The organism is Pseudomonas sp. TNT2022 ID1044 (assembly GCF_028656895.1).
GTDB classification, from domain to species: Bacteria; Pseudomonadota; Gammaproteobacteria; order Pseudomonadales; family Pseudomonadaceae; genus Aquipseudomonas; species Aquipseudomonas reinekei.
Genome location: NZ_JAMDHB010000001.1, coordinates 522112 through 533913 on the forward strand (window position 1 = coordinate 522112; position 11802 = coordinate 533913).

Annotated in this window: 9 protein-coding genes; 4 read left to right on the forward strand and 5 right to left on the reverse strand. The window is 58.9% G+C overall.

Going from position 1 to position 11802, the window contains the following annotated elements; genetic code table 11:
• Window positions 1–9: 9 nt before the first annotated feature.
• Together M5G20_RS02415 and M5G20_RS02420 are read left to right on the forward strand one after the other, a co-directional pair.
• The gene (locus M5G20_RS02415) at window positions 10–1317 is read left to right on the forward strand and encodes an aminotransferase class III-fold pyridoxal phosphate-dependent enzyme (protein ID WP_273917719.1); all 1308 of its coding nucleotides are present in this window, start codon (window positions 10–12) and stop codon (window positions 1315–1317) included.
• A gap of 9 nt (window positions 1318–1326) precedes the next feature.
• A complete protein-coding gene (locus M5G20_RS02420) occupies window positions 1327–2754 on the forward strand; it encodes an aldehyde dehydrogenase family protein (protein WP_273917720.1) in 1428 nt (475 codons plus the stop codon).
• Window positions 2755–2895: 141 nt separating this feature from the next.
• Here M5G20_RS02420 and ilvD read toward each other — a convergent pair whose 3' ends face one another.
• A complete protein-coding gene (gene ilvD / locus M5G20_RS02425) occupies window positions 2896–4578 on the reverse strand; it encodes a dihydroxy-acid dehydratase (RefSeq protein ID WP_273917721.1) in 1683 nt (560 codons plus the stop codon).
• 365 nt (window positions 4579–4943) lie between these two features.
• On the opposite strand from ilvD, the gene mqo reads away from it, so the two are divergent.
• The gene (mqo, locus tag M5G20_RS02430) at window positions 4944–6590 is read left to right on the forward strand and encodes a malate dehydrogenase (quinone) (protein WP_273917722.1); all 1647 of its coding nucleotides are present in this window, start codon (window positions 4944–4946) and stop codon (window positions 6588–6590) included.
• Window positions 6591–7178: 588 nt separating this feature from the next.
• Here mqo and M5G20_RS02435 read toward each other — a convergent pair.
• From M5G20_RS02435 to M5G20_RS02445, 3 genes are all read right to left on the reverse strand, one after another.
• Window positions 7179–8156, reverse strand: a complete 978-nt coding sequence (locus M5G20_RS02435; RefSeq protein ID WP_273917723.1) for a hypothetical protein — start codon at window positions 8154–8156, stop codon at window positions 7179–7181.
• 7 nt (window positions 8157–8163) lie between these two features.
• Window positions 8164–8652 carry an Hcp family type VI secretion system effector gene (locus M5G20_RS02440; protein WP_273917724.1) on the reverse strand — a complete coding sequence of 163 codons (489 nt, stop codon included), beginning with the start codon at window positions 8650–8652 and terminating at the stop codon, window positions 8164–8166.
• Window positions 8653–9055: 403 nt separating this feature from the next.
• Entirely contained in the window at window positions 9056–9517 is a 462-nt protein-coding gene (locus M5G20_RS02445) for a hypothetical protein (RefSeq protein WP_273917725.1), read from the reverse strand.
• A 218-nt stretch (window positions 9518–9735) separates the two neighbouring features.
• Here M5G20_RS02445 and M5G20_RS02450 point away from each other — a divergent pair, with 218 nt between their 5' ends.
• Window positions 9736–11151, forward strand: coding sequence for a DUF2252 domain-containing protein (locus tag M5G20_RS02450; protein ID WP_273917726.1), 1416 nt, complete (start codon window positions 9736–9738; stop codon window positions 11149–11151).
• Window positions 11152–11161: 10 nt separating this feature from the next.
• Here M5G20_RS02450 and M5G20_RS02455 read toward each other — a convergent pair whose 3' ends face one another.
• Window positions 11162–11656 (reverse strand): PaaI family thioesterase, encoded by a 495-nt coding sequence (locus tag M5G20_RS02455; protein WP_273917727.1) that lies wholly within the window; start codon window positions 11654–11656, stop codon window positions 11162–11164.
• Window positions 11657–11802 lie beyond the last annotated feature (146 nt).

Genomic DNA, 11802 nt, shown 5'->3' on the forward strand with positions numbered 1-11802 from the left:
GCACAGTAGATGAACCCGATTTCAACTTCCGCGCTGTGGGCGCCCTTTACCCCGATGCGTCAGTTCAATCGTCAGCCGACGCTGTTCGAGAGCGCCGAGGGCATGCATTACACCACCACCGAGGGTCACCGGGTGCTGGATGCCATGGCCGGACTCTGGTGCGTCAACGCCGGCCACGGTCAGGCACGGATTGTCGAGGCGATTCGTGAAGCAGCAGGGCGCCTGGACTTCGTGTCGTCGTTCAAGATGAGCCATCCGGCGGCGCTGAGCATGGCCGACCAATTGGCAGCGATTGCCCCGGCGGGGCTGAACAAGGTGTTCTTCACCAACTCGGGTTCCGAGGCGGTCGACACCGCGCTGAAGATTGCCCGCGCCTACCATCAGGCCCGTGGCGACAGTCGCCGGACCAAGCTGATCGGCCGTGCCAAGGGCTATCACGGTATGGGCTTCGGTGGGTTGTCGGTGTCGGGTATCGGTCGGCAGAAACGCGACTTCGGGCCGTTGCTCGGCGACGTTGCACACCTGCCGCTGCCCTATGACGCCAGCCTGCGTTTCAGCCATGGCCAGCCGCAACAGGGCGCCCATTACGCCGATGCGTTGTTGCAATTGCTGGAGGTGCACGACCCAGCGACAGTGGCGGCGGTCATCGTTGAGCCGGTGACCGGCTCCGGTGGCGTCTATGCGCCGCCCGTGGGTTACTTGCAGAGGCTGCGCGAGATTTGCGACCACCATGGCGTGTTGCTGATTTTCGATGAAGTGATTACCGGTTTCGGACGCCTTGGCCACTCGTTCGCCGCGCAGGCATTCGGGGTGACGCCGGACCTGATGACCCTCGCCAAGGGCTTGACCAATGGCGCCGTGCCCATGGGCGCCGTACTGATCAGCGGTTCGGTGTATGAAGCATTCATGGCGGGCCCCGAACAAGCCATCGAGCTGATGCACGGCTACACCTATTCGGCGCATCCACTGGCGTGCGCGGCCGGGTTGGCGACCCTCGCGGTGCATGAGGAATTGGGCATCAACGTTCACGTGCGCCAGGTTGCCCCTGTCTGGCAGAACGCAGCGCTGGCGTTAAGCGAGCACGCTTCGGTGCAGGACATCCGTGCCATCGGTCTGCTGTGCGCCATCGAGCTCAAGTCCCGTGAACAGGCTCCCGGTGCTCGCGCTGCCGACGTCGCGCAGCGCTGTTTCGACGCCGGGCTGCTGGTGCGAGCCTCGGGCGAGAACATCGTGCTGTCGCCACCGCTGATCATCAGCGAAGAACAGATCGCTCTGATTTTCGACACCTTGCAACGTGTGCTCGATCAAGTTGCCTGAGGAGGCCCGATGAATTACCTCGACTTCTACATCGATGGCGAGTGGGTCAAGCCCGTGGCGGGCGATTCCCTGGAGGTGATCGACCCGAACACCGAGCGCGCCATCGGCGCGATCACACTGGGCACTCGCGCGGACCTTGACCTGGCCGTGGCGGCGGCCGGTCGAGCCTTCTCGTCGTACGCGCAGTGGACGCGCGAGGAGCGTCTGGACCTGCTGGGCGCGATCATCGAAGGTTATCGTCAACACAGCGAAGCGCTGGTCGAACTGGTTCACCGGGAGATGGGCGCGCCACTGTCACTGGCACGCAGTGCCCATGTGCCGGCGGGTCTTGGACACCTGCAACGGGCCTTCGAGGTGCTGCGCAGTTATGAGTTCGACCGTCAGCACGGCACAACGTTGATCAGCCGCGAGCCGATTGGCGTTTGTGGGTTGATCACACCCTGGAACTGGCCGCTTAATCAACTGACATGCAAGCTTGCCCCAGCGTTGGCTGCCGGTTGCACCATGGTGCTCAAGCCCAGCGAAAAGGCACCGCTATCTGCCATGTTGCTGGCCGAGATTCTTCACCAGGCCGGCGTCCCCAAAGGCGTATTCAACCTGGTCAACGGCGATGGCCCGACCATCGGCGATGGCATCGCCCGGCATCCTGACATCGATATGGTTTCGTTCACCGGTTCTACCGGTGCTGGCATCGCCGTGGCCAAGTCCGCTGCCGATACGGTCAAGCGTGTATCCCAGGAGTTGGGAGGCAAATCCGCCAACCTGATCCTCGCCGATGCCGATATCGAGACAGCGGTTCGCCACGGCGTGAGCGGCTGTTTTCGCAACAGCGGTCAGTCCTGCAATGCGCCAACGCGCCTGCTGGTTCCGCGGGCGATGCAAGAGCAGGCCATCGAGATCGCCCGGACCGTCGCCGCGCAGATCTGTTTCGATGACAGCCAGCCCGCCAGCGCCATGGGGCCACTGGCGAATGTCGCGCAATTCGACCGGGTCCAGGCATTGATCGGCGCCGCCATCGATCAAGGCGCGCGCATGGTGTGCGGTGGCGCAGGACGTCCCGACGGAGTGAAACAAGGGTATTACGTTCGGCCGACGGTGTTCGCCGACGTCCATCCGGACATGCCGATCGCCCGGGAGGAAGTGTTCGGGCCGGTGCTGGTGATTATCCCGTATGACACGGAAGACCACGCCGTGGCGATCGCCAATGACAGTCTCTACGGTCTCTCGGGCTATGTCACGGCGGGCACGCTTGAGCGCGCTCGGGCGGTAGCGCGACGGTTGCGCACCGGCATGGTCCACATCAACGGCAGCAAGGTGGACAACGGCGCCCCGTTCGGCGGCTACAAACAGTCGGGCAACGGCCGGGAATGGGGCGTTTATGGATTGGAGGATTATCTGGAAGTGAAGTCGATGTTCGGGTATCAGCCGAATGTTTAGGTGACTGTGCAGCCCTCATCGCGAGCAGGCTCGCTCCCACAGTTGATCTTCAGCGAACACAAAATCTTTGGTCGCCGGAGATTCCTTGTGGGAGCGAGCCTGTTCGCGATAGCGTCAGAGCGGACAACATAGAACGACCGGTCAAAGATACTTATCGGTAACGGCCCCCTCCGAAGCACTCGAAACCGTCTTCGCATACTTGGCCAACACTCCGCGCTTGTACTTCGATTCCGGCCTCACCCAACGCGACTTGCGTTCGGCCAGTTCGGCATCGGACACGTCTACCGTGATCTGCCGGGTTTCGGCGTCGATGGTGATCTTGTCGCCATTCTCGACCAACGCAATCGGTCCGCCCTCAAAGGCCTCGGGCGTAATGTGCCCGACCACGAAACCGTGGGAGCCACCGGAAAAACGCCCATCGGTAATCAGCGCCACATCCTTGCCCAATCCCTTGCCCATCACCGCCGACGTCGGTGAAAGCATCTCGCGCATGCCCGGCCCGCCCCTGGGGCCTTCATAGCGGATCACGATCACTTCGCCGGGCTGCACTTCACCGTTGAGAATGCCGGCCAGCGCGCCTTCCTCACCGTGGTAGACCCGCGCCGTGCCTTCAAAGCGCAAGCCTTCCTTGCCGGTGATCTTGGCGACCGCGCCGGTGGGCGAGAGGTTGCCGTGCAGCACCACCAGGTGCGAGTCCTTTTTGATCGGCCGGTCGAAGGGCAGGATCACGTCCTGGCCTTCGGGGTAGTCGGGTACGCTTTCCAGGTTTTCCGCGAGGGTCTTGCCGGTGACGGTCATGACGTCGCCGTGCAACATGCCGGCCGCCAGCATCCTTTTCATCAAGGGTTGAATGCCGCCGATGGCCACCAGCTCGCTCATCATGTATTTGCCGCTGGGGCGCAGGTCAGCCACCACCGGGGAAACCTTGCCCAGCTCGATAAAGTCATCAAGGGTCAACTCGACATCCACCGCATTGGCCATGGCCAGCAAATGCAGCACCGCATTGGTTGAGCCGGCGAGGGCGATCACCACGCGGATCGCGTTCTCGAAGGCCTTTCGGGTCATGATGTCCCGGGGTTTCAAATCGAGCTTGAGCAGTTCCATGACCTGCTGGCCAGCGCGATAACTGTCTGAGGCTTTGTCGCCGCCGACAGCGTCCTGGGAGCTGGAACCCGGCAGGCTCATGCCCAGCGCTTCGATGGCCGAGGCCATGGTGTTGGCGGTGTACATACCGCCGCAGGAACCCGGGCCGGGGATCGCCACTTCTTCGATCTGCTTGACCTGAATGTCGCTGATGTCGCCTCGGGCATGCTGACCGACAGCCTCAAACACGGAAATGATGTCGGTGTGGCCGGCGCCCGGGCGGATGGTGCCGCCATAGACGAAGATCGACGGCCGATTGAGCCGCGCCATGCCGATCAGGCACCCCGGCATGTTCTTGTCGCATCCGCCCACAGTTACCAATCCGTCGAAGCCTTCGCAACCGACCACGACCTCGATGGAATCGGCAATGACCTCGCGGGACACCAGCGAATACTTCATGCCTTCCGTGCCGTTGGCGATGCCATCGGAGATGGTGATGGTGTTGAAAATCACGCCTTTGGCACCGGCAGCGTTCGCGCCTTTTTCCACTTCCAGCGCGAGCTTGTCGATGTGCATGTTGCAAGGCGTCACCATCGCCCAGGTCGAGGCAATGCCGATCTGCGGCTTCTTGAAGTCGTCATCGGTGAAACCCACGGCGCGCAGCATGGCTCGCGCGGGCGCGGCTTCGACGCCGTCGATTACTTGGGAGGAGTATTTGCGCAGATAGTCTGTATCGCTCATGACAATGCACCCATTGAGGCAAACAGGATCAGTATAGAGCTCCCACCGCGTCTATCCGGACTAACGAGTCGGGAACAGACGCGCGGGTTAGCCGTGTCGTGATATTCTTGGCGCAACTTGGTTTGACCTATTCAGTTTTCCTGTCCACGAGACAGGCGAACGGAATCACTGTCGCTCAAGTAGCTGAAGCCAAAAAAGATAAAAAGTCAGTTCAGTAGGGACATATAACTGGGGTCGATGCATTCATGTCGGCCTTGTGTGCCCACCCTGTAATCCTGCTGTGCCACACCCATGATCTGCCGAGAAACATGGGCCGTGTGCGCGAGGATGGAAGGGCGGATGGCGTTTTATCATAGGTGCTACAGATGTTTAAAAAAGTAAACACAGCCCTGCTGGGGTTGGCGTTGTCGTTGGGGATGACGACGGCTCAGGCCGAAGAAGCCAAGAAGGTCGATGTGCTGCTGATTGGCGGCGGCATCATGAGCGCGACCCTGGGTGTGTGGCTCAATGAGCTGGAACCCGGCACCTCGATGGAAATGATCGAGCGTCTCGACGGCGTCGCCCTGGAAAGCTCCAACGGCTGGAATAACGCCGGTACCGGTCACTCCGCCCTGGCCGAGTTGAACTACACCCCGGAAGACGACAAAGGCAACGTCTCGATCCCGAAAGCCGTTGAAATCAACGAAGCTTTCCAGATCTCCCGTCAGTTCTGGGCCTGGCAGGTTCAGCAAGGCGTGCTGAAGAACCCGCGTTCGTTCATCAACTCCACACCGCACATGAGTTTCGTGTGGGGCGATGACAACATCAAGTTCCTGAAAAAGCGCTACGAGGCCCTGCAAGCGAGCCCGCTGTTCGCCGGCATGCAGTATTCCGAAGACCCGGCTGTGATCAAGAAGTGGGTCCCGCTGATGATGGAAGGGCGTGACCCGAACCAGAAAATCGCGGCCACCTGGTCCCCGCTCGGTACCGACGTGAACTTTGGCGAAATCACCCGCCAGTTCGTTGCGCACCTGCAAACCACGCCGAAATTCGACTTGAAGCTGTCCAGCGAAGTGCAGGACATCACCCGGAACGACGACGGCACCTGGCGCGTCAGCTACAAAAACCTGAAAGACGGCACCAAGTCCGAAACCGACGCCAAGTTCGTGTTCATCGGCGCCGGTGGCGGTGCCTTGCACCTGCTGCAGAAGTCCGGCATTCCTGAAGCCAAGGAATACGCAGGCTTCCCGGTTGGCGGTTCGTTCCTTGTGACCGAAAACCCGACCATCGCCGAGCAACACCTGGCCAAGGCCTACGGTAAAGCTTCGGTTGGCGCTCCACCGATGTCGGTTCCGCACCTGGACACCCGCGTGCTGGACGGCAAGCGCGTGATCCTGTTTGGCCCATTCGCGACCTTCAGCACCAAGTTCCTCAAAGAAGGTTCGTACCTGGACCTGCTGACCACCACCACCACGCACAACGTGTGGCCGATGACCAAGGTTGGCATCAAGGAATACCCGCTGGTCGAGTACCTGGCCGGTCAGCTGATGCTGTCTGACGAAGACCGCCTCAACGCCCTCAAAGAATACTTCCCGAACGCCAAGGCTGAAGACTGGCGTCTGTGGCAAGCGGGCCAGCGCGTGCAGATCATCAAGCGTGACGAAGCCGCCGGTGGCGTGCTGAAGCTGGGCACTGAAATTGTCGCTTCGCAAGACGGCTCCATCGCCGGCCTGCTGGGCGCGTCCCCAGGCGCTTCGACCGCTGCGCCGATCATGCTGACCGTGCTGCAGAAAGTGTTCAAGGACAAGGTCGCCACCTCGGCCTGGCAGGAAAAACTGCACCAGATCGTGCCGAGCTATGGCACCCAGCTGAACGGCAATCCTGAAAAGGTTGCGCAGGAATGGGCGTACACCGCCAAGGTGCTGGAACTGACCCCGCCACCGGCGATTGGTCAGGTAGCTGCTCCGGTGACTGCGCCAGCTGAAGCGCCGAAAGCACCGAAGGAAAATGCTGCGACTGATATGGCTTTGTAAAAGGATGCCTTACCGGTGACGGTGAGGCGTTTAATTACTCGGCTTTGAGATGAAAAACCCGCTGGACCAGTAATGGTTCGCGGGTTTTTTTATGGACTCTCCATCGTGTGACGATCACACCAGAAAAGAGGATTTAATTCACTCAATGTATCTGAGGTAAGCGCCCAATATCATCAGGGTAATATCAAGTGCGCCACCTACTACGACACAAAACAATCGCTTCCAGCATTCACTTGGCAGGTAAAAAAAATATCAAAGCGAAGAACGAGCAGGTAAGAGCAAGCCACGAACCCAAAAGGAGTCTCTTCAGCGTGCGCGGAAAATTTTTTACTTGATCTGTGTCGACGCCGCCCCTCCTTGCCATCAGTCGGGGTACTAACAGTACGCTTGCTATAAAGCCACTGCGGATCACTTTTCCCATGAGGCCTAGGCCAATAAAGGTTCGCTTATGGTGTTTTACGAATTCGCTGCGGGACAATAATGACTCTATTTTCTCCGTGTAAAAGTAAGCCAGGTAAAACACGCTGAATAGCGAGATAAACATTGGTGTGAATATAACTAATGCAATAAGCCCGGGCTCTATCTTATTCATTTTTTGACCATGTTATAAAGAAATTCCCCGATCATTTCGCCGCCTATTTGACCTTGTTTACCAGCGACCCATCCTCCCAATGCACCTCCAATAACCACGCAGGTCAAAGCCCCAGGGCCCCCTGTGACAATCCCCAATGCGAAGTAGCAACCAGCCGATCCAACCATGCTACCGAATGAGCCTCCCACTGCACTCCCGCCTAAGCCGCCCGCGAGCGATCCGCCGTTAACATACTTTGCCCTTGTACACTCATCCTCCCGCCCCAACGCACACGCCTGCCGGATATCCAGCCCAGCGGAAGCCACGTCAAGAGCGACGCCGATATAAACCCCACGCTTGATCAGCTTCGCCGCCTTTGCCACGCCACTGACCTTCTGCGCATACCCGGCAATCTCGCCCGTACTCATGTAACGCTTGGTCGAAATTCCCAGCATCCGTTTTATCGAACCTTGGTAACGAAGCCCGGATCCATAGGACGCTACATTGCCAAGTTGGTTTTCCAGCTTGCTGAATAACAGGGCGCGCTCACTGTAAAACCTGTCCCGGGCCGCTATTGATCCGCTGCGCAGATAGTCCTTATGGGCTTCTTCGATTTCCTCCAGAGTGGTCTTGATTGCGGCCAAGTGCTTGCTCCAGCCGTCACTGACTGCGCCTGCGCCGATAGCGCCGTGAGCAAGCATGCCCTGGAGTAGTTCGAAGTTATCGAGAAAGAAGTCGTCCGCATCGACCTGATTCGTCAGCAGGCCGATATGGATGTCCCGCGCCCTGGCCATCAAGTAGGCCTCTTCGCTGGTGCTCAGTGGCGTAGACACATCACCGATGATCACCAGCTCGCCCGCCAGCACCACCGAATTGCTGATATGGCTATTGAGTGCATCGAACTTGCTGTTAGCGATACCGTTCAGGCCCAGTTGAGCCCTGAGTGACGCGTAGGTTTGTGATTGCGCATTGATGAACGCCAGAGGCTGTGCCATGTCAGCCTCACGAATAGCGCTTGTTGTTAATGCGATCCCAGCCGCCCGCGATGTTGCCGCCACCGGCACGATCACTGCGCTTTTGCTGGGTATAGACCGTCTTGATGCGGCCATAATCCAGTTGCACGATTTCAACGGGAATGCCGGAAGCAGCGTTTTGCATGTAGTCGGCGATGATCACTTCTTCGAGGACGATCTCGAAATACTTGACCTTGTCGCCGCCTGCACGGCTAAGAACCAGAGTGACCTCTTTCAAGTGTTCACCAGCGCAACTGGCTTCCATCAGTTTGCAACTGGACTTGTCGAGTACTTTGGTAAAAGTGAAGGTGCTCAACGTCGTGCGCCCGGCAGTTGCGCCACCAGCAGAACTGGCGGTGGCGCAAGTACTTTGTTGAGTGCCGAAGTTGTAGCTGTTGACTTCGATCCAGTTACGATACTGCTCGTCCAGGGCTTCGCCCGGAATACCTTCGATTTTGATGTAAGCGTCAAATGCCATACGACCGCTCCTTGGCAATGAGATTGTTGATCCATGTTTGCAGGTGCGAATGTACGGCATTCGACGCCAGCCATGGCGCATTAAGACGTTTCGAAATGACAGAATCAGATGCGTCTGATTCTGTTTTGGCCGGCGGATGTAGGACCCTTCCTCACGAGCAGGCTCGCACCTACAGTGATACGCATCTGATCCGTATTTTTTTGTGTTTTCTGCCCCTGTAATGCACTCAGTTTGCCCCCCACAATAGTGGCCAGTTCCGCGGTTTGGCCGCGGTGCACCGCAACCTCAATATGCAGGAGGCCCTATGGGCAAAATGGCGATTTTCCTCGGTGGTTTTTTGCTGGTGACGATTCTGATTGGCGTGCTCGCGACGATCTCGCCGGTTTGAGATGGGCTCACGCCATTATCGGTCTTGTTTCTCTGTGGCCGACGGCTTGATATCCCCGCAAAAAATATCGACGCTGCCATCGGTCGCTGCGGTTCGCACCACAATGTGGTGCTCGCTGGACAGCAGTTCGGGCAATGCCACCGGTGCACTTCGTGAAAAGGACCAGCCGCGAACGGGCTGCCGCTCGGTGTTGACCTTGTCGTTCAAGGCGTAGGCGACGGGGCCGGGTTGCTGGCAACTGCCTTTGTTGATGAAACTGTAGAGGCGCAAGGGCAGGACGGCTCCGGTTGGCGCACCGCTGATGTAGAAGCTCAATCCGGTTTGCTTGCCCCAGTCGGACAACGTGACGCTGCCGATCTGACCGGCATTCTGCCGTGTGGCATCAAGGTTGACGAAGACCCCATGGTTTGAGGATGAGGTGCAGCCGAAGAGGCTGGTGGTCACGATGACGGCCGCCAGTGAATGTCTGAGTTTCATTGCCAGACTCCTGCGTTATTCAACTGCTATGGGAGATTAGCGGGTATAGCTCATTAATCACTCGCCGGCTGGCAGATGGGCACGTTGCGAGAACATCCGCGTGATGAGTCGACAGGCGTTGCAGATATTTTTTCAGTCGGCGCCTCGCCCCGCAAACACGGGTGCTACGCTTTACTTCATCGACGGCTCGATCCATTTCGATGAGCAAAGGAGTGGACATGCCCGCGCGCAAAAGCAAGCCTGCCAAGGTTATCGCCGGTAAATCGTTCGTTTCGATGGACGAGTCGGTCTTTCGCTCGCGAAAGGAACGCCTGAGCGCCGGGGAGCGATTGAGCGAGAGCCTGCCCCATGCGCTACACGGCGAGTGGAAACCGCCGCGCAAACACCGCGACCCGATTGAGCTGCTGGAAGAGTCCAACCGGTATCGGCTGCCCAACCTGGTGCCGGTGCGGTACGGGCGGATGATGCGCAGCCCGTTCGCGTTTCTGCGTGGATCTGCGGGGTTGATGGCCCATGACCTGGCCACGACGCCCACCACAGGCATTCAAGTGCAGGCGTGCGGTGATTGTCATCTGTTGAACTTCGGCCTGTTCGCGACACCCGAGCGCAACCTTATTTTTGATATCAACGATTTTGACGAAACGCTCCCAGGCCCCTGGGAGTGGGATGTGAAACGTCTGGCGATCAGTTTTGTCGCGGCGGCGCGGGATAACCGGCTCGGTAACAAAGCGTCAATGATGGCTGCGATGGCGTGCGTGCGTGCTTACCGTGAACGCTTGCGCAAGCTGTCGAAGTTGAGCCCGCTGGAGGTCTGGTATGACCGTCTCGATGCTCAGGCGATCATCGATATGGCGCCGACTGCCGAAATCAAAAAGTTTCGAGAACAGGTGGTCGCCAAGGCCAGGGTGCGGGTTGGCGATTATCTGTATCCCAAGATCAGCAGCGAAGTGGCGGGGCGCAGACGGTTGATCGATCAGCCGCCGATTCTGTTTCATGTCGACGAGAAAAACTTCCTTGAGCGGGCACGGGAGGCACTGCAGGATTATCGACTGTCGCTTCCCCCTGAACGCCGGGTGCTGTTCGATCGTTATCGCCTCGAAGACATTGCGGTCAAAGCCGTGGGTATCGGCAGCGTCGGTACTTACTGTTTTGTCGGGTTGTTTTTTTCCGCTGAAAACCATCCGTTGCTCCTGCAATTCAAGGAAGCCTGTCCCTCGGTGTTGGCGCCTTATGCGGGCAAAAGCGAATACGATAATCAGGGCCAGCGGGTTGTCACCGGCCAGCGCTTGATGCAGTCCTCGAGCGATATATTTCTGGGCTGGACCCGAGGCCAGAAAGGCCGGGACTTTTTTGTCCGGCAGCTACGCGACATGAAAATGTCGGCGCCCATCGAAGGCATAACGGCATCGCGCCTGAAGCGGTACGCCGAATGGTGCGGCCAGACCCTGGCCCGTGCCCATGCCAAATCCGGTGATGCCGCGCTCATCAGCGGCTATCTGGGCAAATCCGACAGCTTCGACCAGGCCATCGGCCAATTTGCCACAGCCTATGCCGAGCAGAACGCCAAGGACTATGCCGCGCTGCTCACCGCGGAGCGGTCGGGACGGGTCACAGCGCTCATCGAAGAAGAGTGAGGCGCGGCGGTTATCGGCCGTGCGCTGCATCTGCGAGTTGACCGGTATCGACCCGGACGAAGACCGAGTCGCCCACCGCCGTCAGCACACCCCCGGCGAATACCTCGCAGATGACGCGGGTTTTGCGTCCGACGTCGCCTTCGACTTTTGCCCGCAGCGTCAGCGCAACACCCATGGGCGTCGGCTTGATGAATTTGATGCCCAGATTGCCGGTGACGCAGTTGATGCGCGGCAGGCTCGCGACTTCACGGTTTTCCTTGCGGTAGTGATAGGCCATCGCCGTCCAGTTGGAATGGCAGTCCACCAGCATCGCGATCAGCCCGCCGTAGACCAGGTCCGGCCAGCCGCAATATTTGGCCTCGGGCACATATTCGGCGACGACATGCTCGCCGTCTTCATGCCAGTAACTCTTGATGTGCAACCCGTGAGGGTTGCTGCCACCGCAGCCATAACAAACGCCGTCGGGTGCCGCGGTGTCTTGCAGGGAGGTATCTGGGTTGGGCATGTCTTGAGTATCCGAAAAATTCCATTGAAGTTTATTGCGGCGCATCAGGCGCCATCGATGGTGAATGTACCAGCCTCATCGCGAGCAGGCTCGCTCCCACAGTGGTTTGGGGGGAACGCGAAATTTGTGTTCCCTGAAGATCACAA

Bases quoted from the DNA above. Each gene is read 5' to 3' on its own strand.
- M5G20_RS02415 (WP_273917719.1), top strand. From the start codon at position 10: ATGAACCCGATTTCAACTTCCGCGCTGTGGGCGCCCTTTACCCCGATG.
- M5G20_RS02420 (WP_273917720.1), top strand. From the start codon at position 1,327: ATGAATTACCTCGACTTCTACATCGATGGCGAGTGGGTCAAGCCCGTG.
- ilvD (WP_273917721.1), bottom strand. From the start codon at position 4,578: ATGAGCGATACAGACTATCTGCGCAAATACTCCTCCCAAGTAATCGAC.
- mqo (WP_273917722.1), top strand. From the start codon at position 4,944: ATGTTTAAAAAAGTAAACACAGCCCTGCTGGGGTTGGCGTTGTCGTTG.
- M5G20_RS02435 (WP_273917723.1), bottom strand. From the start codon at position 8,156: ATGGCACAGCCTCTGGCGTTCATCAATGCGCAATCACAAACCTACGCG.
- M5G20_RS02440 (WP_273917724.1), bottom strand. From the start codon at position 8,652: ATGGCATTTGACGCTTACATCAAAATCGAAGGTATTCCGGGCGAAGCC.
- M5G20_RS02445 (WP_273917725.1), bottom strand. From the start codon at position 9,517: ATGAAACTCAGACATTCACTGGCGGCCGTCATCGTGACCACCAGCCTC.
- M5G20_RS02450 (WP_273917726.1), top strand. From the start codon at position 9,736: ATGCCCGCGCGCAAAAGCAAGCCTGCCAAGGTTATCGCCGGTAAATCG.
- M5G20_RS02455 (WP_273917727.1), bottom strand. From the start codon at position 11,656: ATGCCCAACCCAGATACCTCCCTGCAAGACACCGCGGCACCCGACGGC.